Source organism: Pedobacter sp. R20-19 (assembly GCF_000708265.2).
GTDB lineage: Bacteria > Bacteroidota > Bacteroidia > Sphingobacteriales > Sphingobacteriaceae > Pedobacter.
The window spans coordinates 37,477-58,558 of sequence record NZ_JCKI01000007.1 but is presented as its reverse complement, the minus strand read 5'-3'; the positions used below and the strand labels follow the sequence as shown (position 1 = coordinate 58,558).

Sequence of the window (21,082 nt, the reverse complement as noted above, 5' to 3'; positions counted from 1 at the left end):
TAAAATGATTTCTATGCAAGTTAAATAAAAAATAGGTTGTATTTAGCTTCCTGTATTAAAAAAAACTTAACATGTGTTTCGTCTAAAAAACTACGGGTTTCGTGTAATAAACTGGTAGGTTCATGTAAAAAAATCTCTCGCTCAAGATATTATTCTAATCTTTAAGATGTTTGCCAAAAACAAATAATTAAGATGCCTAATCTCTTATGGTTTATCATTTTAATTAACCTAACATCTGCCTGCCCAAATTTGTGTAGCCTGTTAAAAAGCATTTTAAACAGGCCACACAATACAGGGTTTAGCAAAAAATTAAGGGGTGTTTGGTAAGCAAACGGATGAACTGGATACAGTTATAGATAGATAAACGAATATGGTATTTCACAATACTATAAAACTTGATACCTCTAAAAACAAACATACTATCATGGAACTTAAAGACGAAATAGGGCAATTTGCTGTCAGGATCAAAAAAATGCTCCCACAAGTTCAAACAGAAGACTTAACGAGAAATGCGTTGGTTTTACCTTTCATTCAAATTCTAGGCTTTGATCCTTCAGAGGTTCAATCTGAAGCAGTTTTAGACTTTGGTGTGAAGAAAAGCAAAAAAGTTGATTATACCATTATGAAAGATGGTGAACCAACAATATTGGTAGAATGTAAGCATCACGAAGATAGTCTGGATATTCATGATTCGCGTTTATCTAAATATTTCCGTAAAACAAAAGCCAAATATGGTCTATTAACAAATGGTTTGGTTTATCGCTTCTATACGGAGAAAATGGTAAGGTCAAAGAAAAACCAGGAGCCTTTATTTGAATTTAAATTAACTGATACAAAAGCAGCTACAATTGCTAAAATGATCGAAGAACATAAAGATTATTTTAATGTTGATCAAAAAAATGTAGCAAGCTAATAACTTATTAATAGTTTAACGTTCCCGAAAAATTCTACAGAAATTAAGTCCTAATTTATTAGGGCTTTTTTTATGCTTGTTGATTAAAACAAAAAAAGGGAGAAATCATTCGATTTCTCTCTTTCTATTTTCACAGGTTTAAACCTATTTATATTAACGCTACGCTTCTGCTTACAAAAGCTGTTAATTCAGCACCAGTTAACATACCTTGAGCTAATAAAGCCAAATCTACTGCTTGTTTAGCCAGGTTACTTTGTTCTTCACCTTCAGCATTTAAAATTTTACTAACCAATTTGTGGTTTCCATTAATTGCCACTTTATAATTATCAGGCATCTGGCCATAAAAGCCCATTCCGCCACCCATGGCAGCCATATCTTTCATCCGGCGCATAAATTCATCCATGGTAATAGTTACAGGCAATTCATCAGGATTTAATGCAATAACTTCTACCTGCATACCAGGTTTAGTAATTGCTTTTTCAAAGATTGCTGTAACTTCCTTAACCTGATCTTCAGATAATACATGCTCATTCACTTCATCTTTCTCAATCAACTTATCAGCAACACTAGAATCAACACGTTTGATAGATGTTTTTTCCAATTTTTGCTCCATTTGATTAATAAAGTGATTATCAATTGGTGAATCTAACACCAAAACATCATAATCTTTTTTATTAGCTGATTGAATAAATGCATCTTGTTTTGCTGCATCATTTGAATATAGATAAACTACCGTTCCGTTTTTATCTGTTTGTAAAGGTGCAACCTTCTCTTTGTACTCATTTAAGGTGAAAAGTTCATTTTTAGTGTTTCCAACTAAAGCGAAGTCTTTTGCCTTATCATAGAATTTGTCTTCACTGATCATTCCGTATTTCACGAATAAACCAATGTCTTTCCACTTATCTTCAAAAGCTTTTCTATCCTTGGTAAATAGTTCAGCTAATTTATCGGCCACCTTTTTAGTGATGTAATTGTTTATTTTTTTAACATTACTATCGGCCTGTAAGAAACTACGAGATACGTTTAAAGGAATATCTGGTGAATCAATTACACCATGAAGCAACATTAAAAATTCTGGAACAATATCTTTAACCTCATCGGTAATGAATACCTGGCGTGAATATAATTTGATTTTGTTGCGTTGCATTTCGAAATCGTTTTTCAATTTCGGGAAATACAATACACCGGTTAAGTTAAATGGATAATCTACATTTAAGTGAATCCAGAATAATGGTTCCTCACTAAAAGGGTACAATTCACGATAGAAGTTTAAGTAATCTTCGTCTGACAAATCTGCAGGTGCTTTTGTCCAGATTGGATTTGTCGTATTGATGATGTTGTCAACTTCAATATCTTTATACTTTTTCTTTCCTTCCTCATCTTCACCGTCTTCTATCGATTCGGTTTTTGTACCAAACTGAATGGGAACAGGTAAAAATTTAGCATATTTATTCAGGATTTCCTGCAATTTTGACTCTTCTAAAAACTCTTCAGAATCTTTATTTACATGAAGAATAATATCTGTACCGCGGGTGGTTTTTGTGCCTTCAGTAATTTCAAATTCTGTACTACCATCACAAACCCAACGTGCAGGTTCAGCACCATCCTGATAAGATAGGGTTTGAATTTCAACCAAATCTGCAACCATAAATGCAGAGTAAAAACCTAAACCAAATTTACCGATGATTTCATTGGCATCTTTAGCGTCTTTAAATTTTTCTACAAATTCGCTAGCGCCAGAAAATGCAACCTGATTGATGTATTTTTTAATTTCTTCGGCGGTCATTCCTAAACCATTATCGCTGATGGTAATGGTTTTTGCTTCTTTATCGACCGCTACTTTTACTAAAGGTTGACCTACTTCTCCATTAAACTGACCTAATGAACCTAGTCTTTTGATTTTCTGAACTGCATCTACTGCGTTTGAAACCAACTCACGGAGAAAAATCTCGTTATCGGAGTATAAAAACTTTTTAATTATCGGGAAGATGTTCTCGGTATGTATCGAGATGTTTCCTTTTTCTTGTATGCTCATATGTAAATAATTGTTTAATCTACACTTGCATATCAATGCTTGTTCCAAAGGGTTTTATTTGCCAAAATGACAGCCGTTAGCCTAGTCGTTATTGTTACAAGGAAAGGTGCAGTAATCTCCTTATCAAGTAATAATCAACCAATAGATTCCGATCTTATGTTTGCCTTTGATAAATGAGTAAATTAAAAAAGCCAAAAAACGGTTAAGTCTTTTGGCTTTCAATAAAGTCTGTATATTTTAATTCAGGTGAAAACTTGGCTTGTCTTCTTCTAAAGAAAGAATTTTAGTGATCTTTTTTAACAATACATCCATTTGAAATGGTTTTGAAAGAAAATCATCCTGACCATAATTTAAAGTAGTAAAATCTTTAGGATTATATAAGCCGGAGATTAACAAAATTGGAATCTTTGAAGTACTTTCAATTGATTTTAACTGCTCACATAAAACACGCCCATCAATATGACCAAGTGAAATATCAAGTAAAATCAAATCTGGTTTGAAACTTTCAATTCTGTTAAATACTTCTTCACCATCATTAAGTGACGATACTTTGAAGCCACCGATTTCCAGTATTAATTGTATGGTTTCTAAAACCTCAATATCATCATCTACTACCAGGATTCTTTTCATATGCTATGAGCCATTTAATTGCTGTTAAAATTATAACAAAATGTATCTTGTTAAGTTTACAATCTTAAGAATATTTTAACAATTAATTTATATCGAAAGATTTTTGAAGAAAATTAACTGGCTTGTTGAACAATTCCTTCTTTCTGAAGAATAAAATTGAAGAGTTCCTCGATGGGTTTCTGTAATATTTTTCCTACCTCAATTCCGTTCTTCTCTAATACTTCAATGAGGGTTTCCTGGTAATAATAAGCAATGGAACCTACAAAATGGCATGGAACATCTTTGTATTTTGGATAATCTCTAACGTTAGAGTCTACAAACTCCTGAAATCCGGTTCTTAATATGTCCTGAATAAAGGGATGGTCGCGATGGTTGGCCATAAAACGACTAAAACCGGCCAGATAAATGTTAGGGAAGGGTTTCTGGTAAACATTGGTGATAATTTGCTCCTTATCTGCAGGGAAAGCTTTCTTAAATTCTGCAGCCAGGCTTGTAGGCATTTTATTGTATAAATAAGCCAATAATACCTTTTTGCCGAAGAAAGTACCAGAACCTTCATCACCTAAAACGTAACCCAGGCCATGATGACCATCGTGGATTTTTTTGCCATCAAAATAACAAATGTTAGATCCTGTTCCTAAAATGCAATTTAGGCCTTCGGCATTGCCACATGTAGCATATACCGAGCCCAGCAAATCGTGATCTACAGAAATGAAAGCGTTTTGAAAAACTTCAGATAATCCGTTAGAAACTACTTCATGCTTATCTGGAGAGGAGCAACCAGCGCCAAAAAAGTAAATTTCCTTTACCTGATCGGCATATTGTATTACCGTTTCATTTTTCGAAATTAACTTCGAAATGTCCTGCTCACTTAAAAAATAGGGGTTTATTCCAGTGGTATTAAATCTTATGGTTTCGCCATTAAGATAACCCATCCAATCGGTTTTTGATGAGCCACTATCTGCAACAAGTATCATGGCAATAAATATAAATATTAATTAGAGAATATTATACTTGCAATAATTTCGTTACTTGTAAATAGAGTTGAATTAATATAGGTTTGCCCAATATTATTTGATCGTTATACTGATAAACTTTAATATTTATGGGCAGCCATCGGGATATCTCTGCCAAAGTCTTTAATGTAACGTATCACACTTTTTATTTCACAATCACTTAAGGTGTCCATTCGGGAAGCTTTAAATGTTCCTGTTTTACTATACAAACCTTTATGCTTTTTAGTAAAAGCGTAATCAATTAGCATTAGGCTATCCATTTGGGATAATTCACTAAAAGTTGGCATGTCATACCACCTATCGCCCGCTCTCACATGGCAATTATAGCAACCAAGATTTGATATAACCTGATGTGAATTATATTTATAATATTTACAGGTATCTATCATTATTGTTTGCGAGCCTGCCGTGTTTTGAGGTTTAGATATGCATGCCATTATAAAGAAGCACACCAAACTACCTAAACTTAGTTTTATTAAATTTGAAACCATTGGCATTATTGGCTAGGCATAGGTGGTGTATCACGATTATAATCTTTGATATAACGGATCACGCTTTTTATTTCGCAATCACTTAAAGTATCCATCCTTGCCGATTTAAGATCCCCATTTTTATTATACCAACCATTATGTCTTTTTATGAAAGAAAATTCTAATATCTTCAGACTATCTAAAATAGAAATATCATCAAAAGTTGGAATATCTTTATATCTATTCGATCCTAATTTAGTATGACAATTATCACAGCCCAAGCCAGACATTATTTGACGTCCTATATGCTTATCATAAATACATGTATCTAAACGATTTTGATTAATAGCAATGTTTTCTATGCTTTTAGGCTTATTTACGCATGAAAAAAATATTGCAAAAAACAAACTACCTAAACTTAGCTTTATTGTATTTAAAACAATTGGCATCATTGGCTGGGCATTGGTATATCTCTACCAAAGTCTTTAATATATCGAATCACACTTCTTATTTCGCAATCACTTAAAGTATCCATCTTTGCTGTTTTAAAATCTCCATTTTTGCTACACCAACCTTTATGTTTTTTAGTAAATGCATAATCAATTAGCTTTAGGCTATCCATAGCTGCCAAGCCTCTCCATGTTGTTATGCCATAAACATCAATTTTATCTACATTAAACGAAACATGACAATTTTTACATCCAAGGTTGGAAATAATTTGGCCTGCATCATACCTGTAATATCTACAGGTATCTGAAGTTTTATTACCTACACTATTTTTATATTCGGTTGCATTTTGGCAACTTAAAAATAAAAAGATTGATAAACTACCTAAACTTAGCTTTGTTAAATTTGATGCCATAATTGTTATTGGCTAGACATAGGTGGTGTATCCCGATTATAATCTTTGATATAACGGATCACACTTTTTATTTCACAATCATTTAATGTATCCATTCTAGCACTTTTATATACTCCTGTATTACTAAACCAACCGTTATGTTTTTTGATAAATGCAAAGTTTATTATTTTTAAACTGTCCATCGAAGAGATTTCACTGAATGTTGGCATATTATTTACCCTTACCTCAGCTTTAACATGGCAAGTATAACAACTCAAACTGGATACGACTTTACGGGCATCAGATTTATAATATTTACAGGTATCCATTATTTCTGTACTTACCTGTTTAATACTTTTAGTCTCATTTGTACATGCGAATATTAGAAAAACCAAAAGACTACCTAAACTTAGCTTTATTAAATTTGAAACTATTGGCATTATTGGCTGGGCATTGGTATATCTCTACCTGCATCTTTAATGTAACGGATTATATTTCTTATTTCACAATCGCTGAGCGTGTCCATCCTTGCCGCTTTAAGGTCTCCATTTTTACTGTACCACCCTTTATGTTTTTTAGTAAATGTATAATCAATTAGCTTTAGGCTATCTAAAGCAGCTAAGCCTCTAAATGTAATCGAACCCTTACTATCAATTCTTTCTTCAATCGAGGCGATATGGCAATTTTTACAGCCAAAATTAGATATAAGTTGACCAACATCATACCTTGAAAACCTACAGGTATCTATCGAGTTTTTAACTATATTTTCTTTCACATTTTGACATGCGAATAGCAATATGGAAAGCAAACTACCTAAACTTAGTTTTATTAAATTTGAAACCATTTGTTGGATTATTTAAGAATGTCCTTAATCTGCTTAATGTATTGAGGTTAATATTTGTGCTGTTAATTTTTGTTATGTCATTAATATTGACCATAATAAATTTCATCATATCTCCTCTTTCTGTGTCCGATATTGTTTGACCGGAATTATCGGCTAAGTGATACATTAATCTGCTTTTTTTATCTGAATCTTCAATATCATCTAAACTTAGGGTATGAAAAAACTCATGTACACCTATGTATTTATTTTTTTGCCAACTATTATAACTAACTGTTGCTGGTCCCCCCTCACCCTGAGTAAGCCCCCCTGAACTTTGCCTTCTGCCATATTTATCCGTAAATTGATGGCCAATGCTATCTACAACGGCTAATACAAAATCATTGCCCTTAATCTGAGTTAGCATATTGATCTGTATAACGTTTACCGCGAAATTAAAATTATAGCGGATAGAATAGGTCCAGGTTTTAGTTTTATCGAAAATTTTTCTAGCAGAATTATATTTATGTATAATTACTCCATTTTTATAACCCCCACCCCTTAATTTTGTTGTAATCACCTGTTGGGTAAAAGTCATTAAGCTGTTTAAGTTAGGTGCGCCATTTGTAGTAAGGTCTAACACTTTCAGGGTGATGATAAAATCTCCATATAAAGTTAATTCGCCACTTCCATTATCACTAATATGAAGATTTTTGGCTACAATACCGCCAGATAAAGGCTGGTTTTGTAGTATGGCCAGGTTGGCTCTGATAGCATGCACTAAATCAGTAGTCATGATAAGTATATTTGGTTATTAAATTTAAAAATAAATTATACAAATACACAACTTTAAGTAGTAATAGTTTTTTCTGTTACCTGAGTTCTGTAATTAAGTCAATTAAAAATTATAATCCATGCTGGTAAATAGATGTATGATTACATTCAATAAAGTTGACAAATTTTGCAAGAACTTTGATAAAAACAATAAAAACTTCATTTCAGGGAAGCCTTTTCGACGTAGACCTACGATGCCCTATAGCGAAGTGATGAGTATCTTGCTTTTGTTTCAAATCAGCGGTTTTAAATGTTTTAAGTATTACTATATCTTCTACGTACAGTGGCATCTGCGAGATGATTTTCTCAAAACTGTATATTATAACCAATTCATAGCACTTAGCCGAAGCGTAATTTTGCCTTTAACTATATTTCTTAAAGCTTGTTTTTCAGGCTCTTGTATGGGTATTCTTTTTAGGCTCCATACCGATAGGGGTTTATAAGAACAAAGGTGTCAAGGCAAATAGCATATTTAAGGGTATTGCCGATTTGGAAAATCTACAATAGAATGGTTTTACGGCTTTAAGCTTCATTTTGTGAATGCCTGGTGGAAGATCCAAAAATGGAAAATTTTCTCTGGTTTTTCTGTTATGGGTGGAACCCATGATAAAAGATGGTTTGATACGGATGTGCCGAGAATAAATTGGAGGGTTCTTAGTGATTACCTCATTACTGGATAGCGGATATTAACCAGTTATCATCGCTTCAATCAACAGGTAAACTAAAGTTAAGTACAAGGTAAGTGTGGCTAGAAGGTGGACTTGAAGTGGAGTAAAGGTGGGGTGAAGGCGGGGTAAAGAAGTTTCCACGATTTAACACGCTCATGGAATTTGCCTGTCCGGGATTTAATATCATAAATATAGGGAGAATAATTAAATTACTTTCTATAACCTGGGCGTTCGATTAATCATATGTCTTACTATACTATTTAAACCCCTATCCGCCTATCGGCACCTTTCCCCTGAAAGGGAAAGGACGAAAAAAAGGTAATTCACCTATTTTAGAAGGTCACAACCTGGGTGTTAAAATCAATTAATAAAGGAATTTAGGTTATAAAGAATTAGAGACTATGGTTTCGGATTTGCGATTGATTATTTAGCATATATGCTATTATCATTTGAAGAATAATTTTGTGGAAATACTAACAATAAAAACTGAAAATCTTGTACTCCATACATTAACAATCGCAAATGATTTTTGCATTGAATTTGTTAGTTTAAATTAATTCGACAAATCAATATTTCCGCTAATTTCTTTTAGTGTAGTTTCTGCTAACTTGGCCTGAAACTGCATTTCAATAAATCGGTTTTGTGCTTCGATGGCATTGCGTTGGGCCTCTCGTAATTCGAGCGGGGCAATACTTCCTAAACGATATTTGGCCAGGGTAATGTCTAAATTTTCTTTAGCCAGATCTACGTTTCGTTGCTCTAACTTAATCAAATCTAAATAGGTGCTGTAGTTTTGATAGGCCGTTAATAACTGTGAATTAACATCAAGCTTTGTTTTTTCGAAGTTGAGTTTTGAAGTTTCGATGTTGATTTTTGCATTCCGTTCATTTTGGCGTTGTAAAAATCCGTTAAAAATATTGAGGCTTGCCGTTACGCCGTAAGTAAATCCATTCGCCGCGAATTTTTGGTTAAAACCTGTTGGACTGGTGCTGTTTGTTCGACTATAGCCTGAGTTTAAACTCACAACTGGATATCTTGCCCCGCGAACGGCTTTCAGATTTAAGGATGCTATTTTTTGATTGATAAATGCATTTTGTAACTCGGGGTTTTGCTTTGCCGCAATTTCAGCTTGTTTGCTAAATAGAATGCCGGTGTTAACATCAATATCATTCACTACTGAAAATTGACTGCTAATATCTCTAACCATGAGCTGGTTTAAACGAACCTTGGCTACCTGCAAAGCATTTTTAATCTGTAAAAAGTTAGAGGTATCTGTATTATAATCTACCTGTGCCGTTAAAACATCAAGTTTTGATCCACGGCCGAGCTGCAGTTTAGTGTTCGCAATATTGGTGCGCAAAACAGAAACATCAATGGCACTATCAGCGGCTACCATTAACTGTTGCTGCCTTACTACATCATAATAGGCTGTAATCACATCCGAAACCGTAGTTAAAACGTTAAGTCTGGCGGTAATTTCGCCTTGTTTTTGCAGTTCTTTTAAACGATCATAATTGGCAAACATGGTAAAACCATCAAAAATGGTCCAGTTTAGATCTGCACCTAAATCATTATTGGTACTTCTGGCACCACGAATTACCCGGTCTTCACCAGTAACCGGGGTTTGGCGGGTATTCTGAATGCTTCCACCGTTACTATATGTTCCGGCTACAGTTGGCAACATACCTGCATTACCAATATTTGCATTGTTGCGTGCAATTGATAAATCATTCTTGCTGATTTTGATATCATAATTGTTTTGTAAAGCAACGGTAATGGCTTCCTGCAAACTAAGTTTTTCCTGTGCAAATCCGGAGATAGACAGGCTTAAAAGTATAATTAATGTTTTGATCTTTATGCTCATCTTAATGTGCTGTGTTTAAGGCTTCTTCTTCGAAGCGATGCGCATCTTTTAATTGTTTATTTGGTTTATAAGGTTTTGCCCAATAAGAATAGATGGCTGGAATAACAAACAGGGTAAGGACTAATGAAAACATGGTACCACCTACAATTACTGTTCCCATACTCATTCTACTTTTCGCCGCCGCACCTAAAGCCAAAGCAATAGGAAGGGCGCCAATAGCAATGGCTAAACTCGTCATTAAAATAGGGCGTAAACGCGAAACAGATGCTTCACGGATCGCTTCCGGAATAGGAATTCCTTTTTCTTTCAACTGATTCGCAAATTCCACAATCAGGATGCCGTTTTTCGTCACCAGACCAATTAACATAATGGTTCCAATCTGACTAAAAATATTCCAGCTTTGGCCGCATAACCACAGGGATAGAAATGCACCTGCAACAGCCATGGGTACGGTTAAGATAATGATAATCGGATCTTTGAAACTTTCAAACTGTGCTGAAAGAATGAGGTAAACCAATAATAAAGCTAAGCCAAAAGCAAAAAAGGTATTCGAAGAGCTTTCTTTAAAATCGCGGGATTCACCACTTAAATCCGTTGAAAAAGTTTCATCCAGAATTTTTGATGAAATGGCATCCATCGCATCAATTCCTTCACCTATACTTTTACCTGGTGCCAAGCCTGCAGAAACCGTAGCGGCAATAAAACGGTTGTTGCGGTATAACTGCGGCGGACTACTTTCTTCTTTTGCCGTTACCAGATTATCCAGCTGAACCAATTCACCTTTATCACTACGTACATAAACCGAACTTAAATCTAATGGATCTTTACGGTCGCCACGATCAAACTGACCAATTACCTGGTATTGCTTGCCGTTCATAAAAAAGTACGAAAAGCGTTGTCCGCTTAAACCTAAGTTTAAGGTTTGCGCAATGGCGGAGATGGAAACCCCAAGATTTTTTGCCTTATCTCTATCAATGGTAAGGTTAATCTCAGGCTTATTAAATTTTAGGTTAACATCAGAAACGGTAAAGGTTGGGTCTTTCGCCACTGCATCCATAAACAAAGGGATTTTCTCCCGCAGTTTCTCGAAATTTTGTGCCTGAATGATATAACTGATGGGTAAGCCACCTCTACGGCCTACAGAAATGGTAGGTTGCTGATTAACAATTGTTTTTCCTTCGCTGTATTTTTTGGTAATTCGGGTCAGCATATCAGCGATGTCTTTCTGCGATCGTTCCCGGTCTTCCGGATTAACCAATCCCATTCTTACAAAACCTGAGTTTACAGAACCAGAGCCTCCAAAACCAGGAGAAGTAATGGTAATGTTCACGTTCTTCTCTGGAACAGAATCAATCACCAGTTGATTTAATTTCAGGATAAATTGATCTGTGTAAGCAAATGAGGCACCTTCAGGAGTAGTTGCACTGATGTTAATGGCACTTCTATCATCATAAGGAGCTGTTTCTTTGGGTAGTAATTTCCAGAATAGAAATATCAGGCCCATACAAACCACAATGATGGGAATAGAAAGCCAGCGGCGATCTAAAAATTTATTCAGATTAGATGCATAAGAATCATTTAACTTAACAAAATAAGGCTCTGTCCAGTTGTAAAATCTCGAAGGCTTATGTCCACCCGGTTTCATTAAATAAGCATTTAACATTGGGGTAAGGGTAAGCGATACGAATGCTGAAATTAAAACAGCTGCGCCAATTACTACACCAAACTCCCTGAACAATCGCCCAACAAAGCCCTGCAAAAAAATAACAGGTAAAAAAACGGCTGCCAATGTAATGGAAATAGAAATTACAGCAAAGAAAATTTCATTTGAGCCTTTAATTGCTGCTTCAAAAGGCGACATGCCTTCTTCAACTTTCTTAAAAATGTTTTCAGTCACTACAATACCATCATCTACCACCAGCCCGGTGGCCAGTACAATAGCCAGTAAACTCAAAACATTGATTGAAAAGCCAAAGGCATACATAATAAAAAAAGTAAAAACCAACGATACCGGGATATCAATAAGGGGCCTGAAAGCAATTGCCCAATCTCTGAAAAACAGATAAATAATCAGAATTACCAGCACGAGCGATAAACCAATCGTTTCGGCTACTTCTGTTACCGAACGCTTGATGAAAAGCGTATTGTCTAGCGCAACTTTTAGCTTAATATCCTTCGGGATATCTGCCTTTAATTTATCAAAACGTTTATAAAATTCATTACTGATGTCGAGGTAATTGGCGCCTGGCTGCGGAATGATAGCCACTGCAACCATTGGCTTGCCTGACTCCCTTAAAATAGTTTCTTCGTTTTCAGGACCTAGAACAGCATAGCCCACATCTTTTAATTTGATCACCTGGTTACTGTCTGATTTTAGAATCAGGTTATTAAACTGAGTTTCGTTGGTTAATTTTCCTAAAGTTTTAACCGTTAATTCCGTAGTGGCTCCTGTAATTTTTCCAGAGGGCAACTCTACGTTTTCATTATCAAGAGCTGTTACAATATCTTGTGAGGTAAGGCCGTACGCACTTAATTTATTTGGATCCATCCAAATCCGCATGGCATACTTCCGCTGACCTTGAATCTGCACACTACTTACACCTGGAATAGTTTGAATCCGATCGGCAATCACGTTTTCAGCAAAGTCACTCAATTCCAGTGTGTTTCTTTTATCACTCTGAATGGTCATGGATAAAATGGGATCGGAGTTTGCATCTGCTTTGCTCACCACCGGTAATCCATCAATATCTTTTGGTAACGTTCTGCCTGCCTGCGAAACCTTATCACGAACATCATTCGCCGCCTCTTCGATATTTTTGTCCAGGTTGAATTCAATAGTGATGTTACTGGTACCTTGATTACTGGAAGAAGAGATGTTCCGGATGCCATCAATAGAGTTGATTGATTTTTCTAAGGGCTCTGTAATCTGCGATTCAATAATATCAGAATTGGCACCAGGGTAGGAGGTTCTAACGGATACCACTGTAGGGTCAATGGAAGGATATTCCCTTACGCCCAAAAAGGTGTAACCGATGATGCCAAAAAGCACGATCAACAAGTTCATTACGATGGCTAGAACAGGCCTTTTTATACTCGTAGTAGAGATACTCATAATTATTGTTTAACCAGGTTTACTTTTACGGGAGCATCTTTTTTCAAAGCCATTGATCCGGTTGTTAATACCGTGTCGCCAGCCTTTAATCCGGATGTAATCACAATGTTTTCATCTGTACGTGTGCCGGCTTCTACTTTAACTTCCTGTGCTTTTCCATTTTTCTGGATGTATACAATTTTTCCTTTTAAAACCGGTACTACTGCCTGGTTTGGAATCAATATCGCATCTTGTAAAGTGTTCAGCGCCAGCTTTATTTTAGCGAATGATCCTGGAAGCAAGGCATTATCTGCATTTGGTGCCAATGCCCTGATTTGTAATGTTCTGGTAGTGGCATTAATTCCAGGCTCTATGGCATATATTTTTCCGGTGTTTTCCTTTGTTGATCCATCTGTTGTAAAGGTAATGGTTGAACCGGATTTAATTTGACCGGCATATTTCTCCGGAATGGAAAAGGTAATTTTAATGGGATTGGTACTCACCAAATTGGCAATCACTGTTGCTGGTGTTAAATAAGTGCCTTCAGAAATGCTGCGCAAACCAATTCTTCCAGAAAATGGTGCCCTGATGGTTGCTTTAGCCAATTGCGCTCTAACTAGTTGAGATTGCGATTGTAATGACCTGAAATCAGCTAAAGAGGTATCATATTCTTCCTGACTGATAGCGCCCTTTGCCAATAGTTGTTTTGCACGGTTTTCATTCGTTGCAGAAAGTTTCTGTTTGGTGATGGCTTCCTGTAATTGCGCTTGAATATCTCTGTCATTGATTTTAACCAATACACTTCCTTTGGTTACGTTTGTTCCTTCTTTGAAATAAATGCCCGTTACCAAACCGGAGATTTCACTTTTTAAAACAACTGATTCATTGGCATCAATGGCTCCGGTTACTTCTAAATCGTTATCAAACGATGTAAGTTTCACCACAACGCCTTCAACAACCATTGGTGCGCCTGCGCCACCTCCTTTTGCCCCATCACTGCCTTTTACCTGGGCACTACCTGCCCCTTTACCTTCTATCTTTTTATTGGCATTAATTCTGTAATATACGAGGTAGGCCAAGCCAATAGCCAAAACAGCATAAATGATATACCTTTTCTTCATGTTTATATTTGTGTCGTGCTTATCTGATCGTTAAAATTAAAATAGAATAACGCCTGATATTAGAGTGTAAAAATATTCAAATAGTTTAGTGTTAAATTTGTTGTACTAAGGATGTTACTTAGGCTAGTTTGGAGGCGGAAGTCTTAAGTTCTGAGTCTTCAGTCAATGATCTACAGGCATGAGTGTGGCATTATGCACTAATAATTCATTTTATCCTATGAATTTTGAATTTAAAACTTTAGACTAATAACTATCCACTCAATACTTAAAACTCAAGGCTCACAACTATTTTACAGCCCTTTATGGTTTTTAATTCGAAAACATAAGCAATAAATATAAATTTGTAGCAAATCACATTTAAATATGTTTATTAAAAAATCAATTTTAGGTTTAGTTTTAGTACTAACGTGTATTATGGAAGCGAAGGCGCAGGTGAAAATTGGCTTTGAAGTTTCTTTTAAAGAACCACAAGCACATTATGCTGAAGTTCAGATGGATATTTCTGGCTTGGCAAAAGATTATGTAGATGTTAAAATGCCCGTTTGGACACCAGGTTCTTATTTGATCCGTGAGTTTGAAAAAAGCGTGGAAGAATTTAAAGCAACTGCATCTGGCAAAGCCGTTAAGGTAGAAAAGGTGAGAAAAAATACCTGGCGAATTTTCTCAGCAAAAGCTGCTCATATTAAAATAAATTATCGTGTTTATGCATTTGAGATTTCTGTGCGTACACCATTCATTGATGAATCTCATGCTTTTTTATCTCCAACAGGAATCTTTATGCATCCTGATGGGATGATTAAGTCGCCAAGTACAGTGAAAATTATTCCTTTCAATACCTGGAGTAAAGTATCTACAGGATTGGAGCCTGTTGCCGGGCAGCAGTTTACTTATCATGCTACAGATTTTGATATTTTATATGATAGCCCAATTGAAGTTGGTAACCAGGATGTTTTCGAGTTTATGGCAGCAGGTGTTCGTCATGAAGTAGCCATGTATGGCGGCGGAAACTACGATAAGGAAAAACTTAAAGTAGATATGGCTAAAATTGTAGAAGAGCCTACTAAGGTGTATGGAGAAAATCCAAACAAACATTACGTTTTTATCGTTCATAACTTTTTAAGAGGTGGTGGTGGCCTGGAGCATTTAAACTCTACCACATTGGGCGCCACTAGAAATGCCTACAATACGGAAGCTGGTTATAAAGGTTTCCTGGCACTTGTTTCTCATGAATATCATCACCTCTGGAATGTTAAGCGCTTACGCCCGGTAGCCTTGGGACCATTTGATTATGATAATGAAAACTATACTACTAATCTTTGGGTAGCAGAAGGTTTTACTTCCTATTATGAAAATAAATATATGCACAGGGCTGGCTTTAATGATGCAGCCAAATTTGTAAATGATTTAGCAGGTGCTGTGGGTACAGTAGTGAATACACCCGGAGCCAAGTATCAATCTGCAGCTTCATCCAGTTATGATGCCTGGATTATTGGCTATCGCCCGAATGAAAACTCCAGGAATAATTCCATCTCTTATTACAATAAAGGTGAGGTAGTTGGTATTTTAATGGACCTGGAAATTATTAATGCTACCAAAGGAGCCAAAAGTCTTGATGATGTAATGAAAGCCATGTACCTGCAATGCAAAACCCTTAAACGTGGTTATACAGATGCGGAGTTTAAGGCAATGGTAGAAAAAGTTGCCGGAATCAGCTTTACAAATTTCTGGGCAAAATATGTGAATGGAGTAGATGATGTAGAATATCAGAAATATTTTAAGCTGGCTGGTGTGGATGTTACTACAGAAAATGCTACGCCAGAAAAACCAGTGAGTGGAGTGAATGGTCAGCTAACCAATGCCGGAACCATCAATGTAACTTCAATTGCACGAAACTCTGCCGCATGGGATGCTGGCTTAAATGTTAACGACGAAATTGTTTCATTGGATGATAAAAGCGTTAATGATGCATTGGAATCAATCAAGTTAAGAAGTCCAATGCTTTCGCTGGAAACTTTGCCTTTAGTAACCAATAAAAAAATAGGTGATGTGTTGAAGTTAAAAGTAATGCGTGATGGTTTGGAAAAACAAATCTCTTTAACATTAAAGGAAAATCCGAGTGTGCGTTTAAAAGCTACTATTAATGATAATGCCACACCTGAACAGAAAGCGGTATTTGCTAAATGGACAGGGAAATAAGTTTCGAGTGGTGAGTTTGGAGTTTGAAGTCAATAAAAAAGTCCTGCAAGAAATGAATCTAGCAGGACTTTTTTATGCTAAATATTAGTGATGTAATATGATAATTTAATATATTAGCATTCCTTCCCAATTTATTGAACATCCCGAAATTAAACTATTCATGGATTTCAATAAAATAGAATGATCAAAAAATATGATGTCTTAAACCTTAAATTCTGCATATTAAATCTGATTGCGCTATGCAGTTTTTTGGCTTTTAGCCTAACCACTAAAGCCCAAATCTATCCCGTGCAGGTGATGCCTGTTTTGGTTCCGCCATATTCGCTAAATACCAGCGATTATTATAATGGTACAGCTGAAAAGCTTGTTGTGGTACTTACCAATACCGATTTACAGAAGCCGGCATTGAGCGTACGCCTACGGATGTATATAGAGAGTCAGGGGGCTAAATTGCAAAGTAAAGATGGCGTTTACTACCCTACCATTACGCTCGATGCGGGTATTCCACAACGCATCAGCCTGGGTGAATTGGCACCTTATTTTAATATCGATAACCTGAACTTTTCTGGCATTACCAGGGCCATGTACGCCCAAAAAGGCAAGCTACCCGAAGGGTTTTATTCTTTCTGTTTTGAGGCAATAGAGGTAAATACAGGAAAAGTACTAAGTCGCAAAAGTTGTAGCATGGCCTACATTACACTATCAGACCCGCCATTGTTAAACCTGCCCGTTAAAGGAGAAAGCATCGCCAGCCGTGAGGTACAGAACATCATTTTCCAATGGACACCAAGGAATTTGGGTAGCCCGAACGGCGCTTTTAATACCGAATATGAATTTACTTTAAAAGAACTTTGGGATACCGGCATTGCGCCCGAAGCAGGTTTTGAAAGCAGTCAACCGCTTTATCAGGTTACGTTAAGGTCAACTACCTTATTGATGGGGCCAGCCGAACCGCAGCTGATTCCGGGCAAGCGTTATGCCTGGCGGGTAAGGGCCGTAAGCACTTCGCCAACTGGCGAGCAGGCCGATAGTTATAGAAACAATGGATTTAGCGAAATTTACTGGTTTACCTACCAAAGCGATTGTAAACCGCCACTCGCCATTAATTCTAGTGTAAGCAGTGGCCGGGCGACTATTAATTGGACAGCCGATCCATCAAACGGAGGCATTCCTGCAGGCGGTTACAGTTTGCAGTACCGCGAAAGAAGTTTAAGTGGATCGAAGTGGTATAGCCTGAACACCCTGGAAAACAGGGCTATGCTTTATGATTTAAAGCCCGGAAAAACTTATGAGTACCGGGTGGGCAGCAGCTGTGTGGCGGGCAATATCGGCATCGGTACTAACCTGGCGACCTATTCTGATTTGCTGACAATGGAAATGCCGGGTCGGGGTGATACCTCGACTATTAACTGTGGGATGATTAGCCCCGAAACCACCATCATCAACCGCACACCAATACAAAGTTTAAATGCGGGTGAACTTTTCACCGCCGGAAAATTTCCGGTTAAAATAACCAGAGTAAGCGGCAGTGGTAGTTTCAACGGCGAGGGTTATGTAACCGTCCCTATGCTGGGCTATGCAAACATCAAGGTTCGCTTCAGCAATATCCAGGTCAATACCGAAAGACAACTTTTTGTCGGTGTGGTGGAGACAAGCTTTAATCCAAAAGAAGAGCAGATAGCGGATGTTGACACCATAAAGAAAGACCTCGCTGCTTTAGGCAAAGCAGTTGGAACAATTGTAAACGATATCTACACCGATATCAAAACCAATATTGAGAATGATGTAATTGCTTCCAAATGGATAAAGGAATTTGAAAAAGCAGTGGATGACCCAGCCAACAAAATATCCGAAGAAGATAAAAAAGCCATAAAAGAAAAGATAGCCGATGGAAGCTTGAAAGCTGCTGCTGTCAAGGCCGTGGAACAGGCAAGGGCTGATATAGCGAGTGGAAAGAATGATGAAGTGATAAAGAAATCGCTGGTCAGTAATTTTACGCAAAGTGCCGCTTCATCAAAATCCGGAAGCCAATTGGCACTAGAGCAGGTTGGAAATGCTTATCAAATAGAAAAAGCGATAACATTCCTAAGTCCTGCAGGCAAAATATTTACACTACCCAAAAGCACCAGGATATGGTTTTATTGCTTAGATGATTCGCATTTTGGCAACGGAGCCGTTTATGGGTTTACGCTTCCCAACGGTAATCAATACCAGTTTAAACCAAATGATATTCAGGGAGGCCGGTTCAACGGTTATTATAAAGTTACGCTAGGGAAATATGATGCTGAAATTTATACGGATGACAATACGTATAAAACCGGAGAGCAGTCGGTTACTTACGTGCACCATCAGTTTACCGAGGAAGAAAACGGAGATGATGAATATTGGTTCGTAGAAAATACCTCCAACATACAGGCAGACCAGATCAATGTTAAAAACCTGAACGGAAATACCATTGAACTGAATTATAAAACGGATGCCAATGTTTTTGCCAAGGTAAAGGGTGCAGGTAACTGCAAACGCAATGATAATAAACCTCAGGAGGTAAACTTATCAGAAAGCTATACCGCAAAGATCGATTATGAGGAGGCTACCAAGAAGTGGAAGGTTAAGGTAAAACTGGATGCTAAACTGCAAAAAAACGAGAAGGTAAAGCAAAGTACCGAAGCGTTTGAAACGCAGATGAGTGATTTAGCTACCGAAAAGTTAAATGAACTTGGCGGGCCTAATAATAAAAAAACGGGTAGCAGAGTAGAAGAAACCGAAGATGCGGGCGAGTTTTTTGTAAAAGATATGAACGGTGCAGCGTGGGTAAAAACCATCTGCGATTTAGGTAGCAATGTTTGGGAAAATGCGGCATTGCCAGAAGGCTACTGGAATAAAGACAAAGACTTCGCAAACTCCCCTATACATATTCCACCAACTTTAGCCGGCGTTAGTGATGGCGTTATCAACGAAGTATCCGATTATCCGCAACTCGTAAAACTGGGTTATGATGTTGCCACAAAACAAGAAGTAAGAAAGGGAATATGGACAGCCGTTAAAAATATAACACCAGGTTCGGTTTTGAGCATGGCTGAAAGCGGTGTTAAGGACAAAATTGCCAAATACAATTTCTCCGACAAACCATATCTCGGCTACCATGAAATAGGCAAAGATGGCGTTACCGTAGTAACAACCATGATGGGTGCTGGTTTTATCAGCAAAGGTAAAGATGCCCTTGAAAATGGTGTAAAAGATACAGGAGAGAAAATTAAGGATGCTATAGAGAAAAAGACGAAAGATTTAGAAAAAGATATGGCAGAAGATTGGTTTAAGAAACGGATGACGGATGCTTTTGAAAGGTATAAGAAAAAATTCACTGAAAACTTTAGCGAACAGGAATTGAAAGAATTACAAAATGCATATGAGCAACGTTTTAAAACATTGTATAAAAACAGGGAAATAGGTAAAATTACAGAAAAAACTTTCCAAGAACTTGAAGGAGGTGTTCCAAAAGTATTTAAATTTCAAAATGAAGTAAGAAGAGTTGATAATGTTTTAGGAACTACTGCAAAAGAAATAAAGTCTGGAACATTGAAAGGTTCTGAATTTATTGATAATCAGCTAAGGAAAGATTTGATGATGTTAAAACAGCAAGGAGTACCTATAGAAAGAATAGAATGGCATTTATTTGGAGGAGTAGACAAGAATATGATTGAAAAATTAGATGTATTAAGAAATACTTTTGGCAAGGATAAATTTGATTTTATAATATATTAAAGATGGAAAAATATAATACTTTGAAAAATAAAAGGGATTATGAAAGTTTTATCATTGAAATCCCAAATGAAATTAAAAACTTATGTCAATTAATTGGCAAATCTCAACTTAATTTTAGTGAAGAGGAAGTTAAAGAAGTTTCAAATTTATTTATCGATTTTAATAAAGATGAGTTATTTGATAATAAATTGAAAAGAATATTAGTAGTTTATGTGGGAGAATTTTTTAAGCAACATTTTGGAGGAAATTGGGTCTTTACGGGATTAAAATCAGATAGTTGGGCAATTAATGAACCTGTAATAACTAATTATGAAGGAGAAGGTATGAGAATGTCTCCTTCAGAATGGATATGGGGTATGTTTGAAAAAAATGATGAAAATCATTTTATTGAAAACATAACTTATATGAATGATTTTCAAAAAAAGATTGATAGTGTTTTTTGTGAACTTTTTCCCAAGCGAAAGAAAAAATAAAAGATGCCATAAGGAAAAAATTGGACGAGGTTGAGGAATTGATGAAAACCCCAGATTTTCTTAAAAAGTTAGAAGATGCCTTTGGAAGATATAAAGGTAAATTGAGTAAGGAAAAATGGGAGGAAAAGTATAGAACGTTATTTAAGAATAGAGAGAAAGGTACTATAACTGAAAATAAATTTAAGGAATTAACTCGAAGAACTAGAATCAATTGAGACTAGTGCGAGTAAGTTACTATATGATGTAAAATTTTGTTTCCTATACAATATATATAGGAGAAATTATTTTAAATTATATTGAGGGTGAGTGGGCGATAGGGAAACTTAATAAAGACCCTGCCTATCATTT

At 36.3% G+C, this 21,082-nt stretch carries 16 protein-coding genes; 4 read left to right on the top strand and 12 right to left on the bottom strand.

The features are described 5' to 3' along the window. Window positions 1-424 precede the first annotated feature (424 nt). Window positions 425-913 (top strand): type I restriction enzyme HsdR N-terminal domain-containing protein, encoded by a 489-nt coding sequence (locus AN34_RS15680; protein ID WP_051666673.1) that lies wholly within the window; start codon window positions 425-427, stop codon window positions 911-913. A gap of 148 nt (window positions 914-1,061) precedes the next feature. On the opposite strand, the gene htpG is transcribed toward AN34_RS15680, so the two are convergent. The 12 genes from htpG to AN34_RS15620 form a co-directional block, all read right to left on the bottom strand. Continuing rightward, complete coding sequence (htpG, locus tag AN34_RS15675; protein ID WP_197285541.1) at window positions 1,062-2,948, bottom strand: molecular chaperone HtpG; 1,887 nt, start codon at window positions 2,946-2,948, stop codon at window positions 1,062-1,064. 237 nt (window positions 2,949-3,185) lie between these two features. Further along, a complete protein-coding gene (locus AN34_RS15670; protein WP_036677390.1) occupies window positions 3,186-3,578 on the bottom strand; it encodes a PleD family two-component system response regulator in 393 nt (130 codons plus the stop codon). Window positions 3,579-3,691: 113 nt separating this feature from the next. Beyond that, window positions 3,692-4,555, bottom strand: coding sequence for an N-acetylglucosamine kinase (locus AN34_RS15665; RefSeq protein WP_029286902.1), 864 nt, complete (start codon window positions 4,553-4,555; stop codon window positions 3,692-3,694). A gap of 119 nt (window positions 4,556-4,674) precedes the next feature. Then, complete coding sequence (locus AN34_RS21710) at window positions 4,675-4,842, bottom strand: hypothetical protein (protein WP_157263331.1); 168 nt, start codon at window positions 4,840-4,842, stop codon at window positions 4,675-4,677. 248 nt (window positions 4,843-5,090) lie between these two features. Then, window positions 5,091-5,516, bottom strand: coding sequence for a hypothetical protein (locus tag AN34_RS15655; RefSeq protein ID WP_029286900.1), 426 nt, complete (start codon window positions 5,514-5,516; stop codon window positions 5,091-5,093). Continuing rightward, window positions 5,513-5,926, bottom strand: coding sequence for a hypothetical protein (locus tag AN34_RS15650; RefSeq protein WP_029286899.1), 414 nt, complete (start codon window positions 5,924-5,926; stop codon window positions 5,513-5,515). Before AN34_RS15650 ends, AN34_RS15655 begins: the two co-directional genes overlap by 4 nt. A 5-nt stretch (window positions 5,927-5,931) precedes the next feature. Continuing rightward, complete coding sequence (locus AN34_RS15645) at window positions 5,932-6,345, bottom strand: hypothetical protein (protein ID WP_157263330.1); 414 nt, start codon at window positions 6,343-6,345, stop codon at window positions 5,932-5,934. Beyond that, window positions 6,345-6,680: a hypothetical protein gene (locus AN34_RS15640; RefSeq protein ID WP_197285540.1), complete on the bottom strand. Its 336-nt coding sequence runs from the start codon at window positions 6,678-6,680 to the stop codon at window positions 6,345-6,347. Before AN34_RS15640 ends, AN34_RS15645 begins: the two co-directional genes overlap by 1 nt. Window positions 6,681-6,714: 34 nt before the next feature. Continuing rightward, entirely contained in the window at window positions 6,715-7,521 is an 807-nt protein-coding gene (locus AN34_RS15635; protein WP_029286896.1) for a hypothetical protein, read from the bottom strand. Window positions 7,522-8,780: 1,259 nt separating this feature from the next. Beyond that, window positions 8,781-10,091, bottom strand: a complete 1,311-nt coding sequence (locus AN34_RS15630) for a TolC family protein (protein WP_029286895.1) — start codon at window positions 10,089-10,091, stop codon at window positions 8,781-8,783. Between the two features lies 1 nt (window position 10,092). Further along, on the bottom strand, window positions 10,093-13,203 hold the full coding sequence (locus AN34_RS15625) for an efflux RND transporter permease subunit (protein ID WP_029286894.1): 3,111 nt from the start codon (window positions 13,201-13,203) through the stop codon (window positions 10,093-10,095). 2 nt (window positions 13,204-13,205) lie between these two features. Further along, window positions 13,206-14,303 carry an efflux RND transporter periplasmic adaptor subunit gene (locus AN34_RS15620; protein WP_029286893.1) on the bottom strand — a complete coding sequence of 366 codons (1,098 nt, stop codon included), beginning with the start codon at window positions 14,301-14,303 and terminating at the stop codon, window positions 13,206-13,208. A gap of 363 nt (window positions 14,304-14,666) precedes the next feature. On the opposite strand from AN34_RS15620, the gene AN34_RS15615 reads away from it, so the two are divergent. The 3 genes from AN34_RS15615 to AN34_RS15605 all read left to right on the top strand — a co-directional run bounded on the left by AN34_RS15615 (window position 14,667) and on the right by AN34_RS15605 (window position 20,734). After that, complete coding sequence (locus AN34_RS15615) at window positions 14,667-16,499, top strand: M61 family metallopeptidase (RefSeq protein ID WP_029286892.1); 1,833 nt, start codon at window positions 14,667-14,669, stop codon at window positions 16,497-16,499. Window positions 16,500-16,679: 180 nt separating this feature from the next. Beyond that, window positions 16,680-20,261: a fibronectin type III domain-containing protein gene (locus AN34_RS15610; protein ID WP_029286891.1), complete on the top strand. Its 3,582-nt coding sequence runs from the start codon at window positions 16,680-16,682 to the stop codon at window positions 20,259-20,261. A 2-nt stretch (window positions 20,262-20,263) separates the two neighbouring features. Continuing rightward, window positions 20,264-20,734: a hypothetical protein gene (locus AN34_RS15605; RefSeq protein WP_029286890.1), complete on the top strand. Its 471-nt coding sequence runs from the start codon at window positions 20,264-20,266 to the stop codon at window positions 20,732-20,734. Window positions 20,735-21,082: the final 348 nt, after the last annotated feature.

Bases quoted from the DNA above. Each gene is read 5' to 3' on its own strand.
- AN34_RS15605 (WP_029286890.1), top strand. From the start codon at position 20,264: ATGGAAAAATATAATACTTTGAAAAATAAAAGGGATTATGAAAGTTTT.
- AN34_RS15645 (WP_157263330.1), bottom strand. From the start codon at position 6,345: ATGCCAATAGTTTCAAATTTAATAAAGCTAAGTTTAGGTAGTCTTTTG.
- AN34_RS15650 (WP_029286899.1), bottom strand. From the start codon at position 5,926: ATGGCATCAAATTTAACAAAGCTAAGTTTAGGTAGTTTATCAATCTTT.
- htpG (WP_197285541.1), bottom strand. From the start codon at position 2,948: ATGAGCATACAAGAAAAAGGAAACATCTCGATACATACCGAGAACATC.
- AN34_RS15610 (WP_029286891.1), top strand. From the start codon at position 16,680: ATGATCAAAAAATATGATGTCTTAAACCTTAAATTCTGCATATTAAAT.
- AN34_RS21710 (WP_157263331.1), bottom strand. From the start codon at position 4,842: ATGCTAATTGATTACGCTTTTACTAAAAAGCATAAAGGTTTGTATAGT.
- AN34_RS15625 (WP_029286894.1), bottom strand. From the start codon at position 13,203: ATGAGTATCTCTACTACGAGTATAAAAAGGCCTGTTCTAGCCATCGTA.
- AN34_RS15630 (WP_029286895.1), bottom strand. From the start codon at position 10,091: ATGAGCATAAAGATCAAAACATTAATTATACTTTTAAGCCTGTCTATC.
- AN34_RS15670 (WP_036677390.1), bottom strand. From the start codon at position 3,578: ATGAAAAGAATCCTGGTAGTAGATGATGATATTGAGGTTTTAGAAACC.
- AN34_RS15665 (WP_029286902.1), bottom strand. From the start codon at position 4,555: ATGATACTTGTTGCAGATAGTGGCTCATCAAAAACCGATTGGATGGGT.
- AN34_RS15620 (WP_029286893.1), bottom strand. From the start codon at position 14,303: ATGAAGAAAAGGTATATCATTTATGCTGTTTTGGCTATTGGCTTGGCC.
- AN34_RS15635 (WP_029286896.1), bottom strand. From the start codon at position 7,521: ATGACTACTGATTTAGTGCATGCTATCAGAGCCAACCTGGCCATACTA.
- AN34_RS15655 (WP_029286900.1), bottom strand. From the start codon at position 5,516: ATGATGCCAATTGTTTTAAATACAATAAAGCTAAGTTTAGGTAGTTTG.
- AN34_RS15680 (WP_051666673.1), top strand. From the start codon at position 425: ATGGAACTTAAAGACGAAATAGGGCAATTTGCTGTCAGGATCAAAAAA.
- AN34_RS15615 (WP_029286892.1), top strand. From the start codon at position 14,667: ATGTTTATTAAAAAATCAATTTTAGGTTTAGTTTTAGTACTAACGTGT.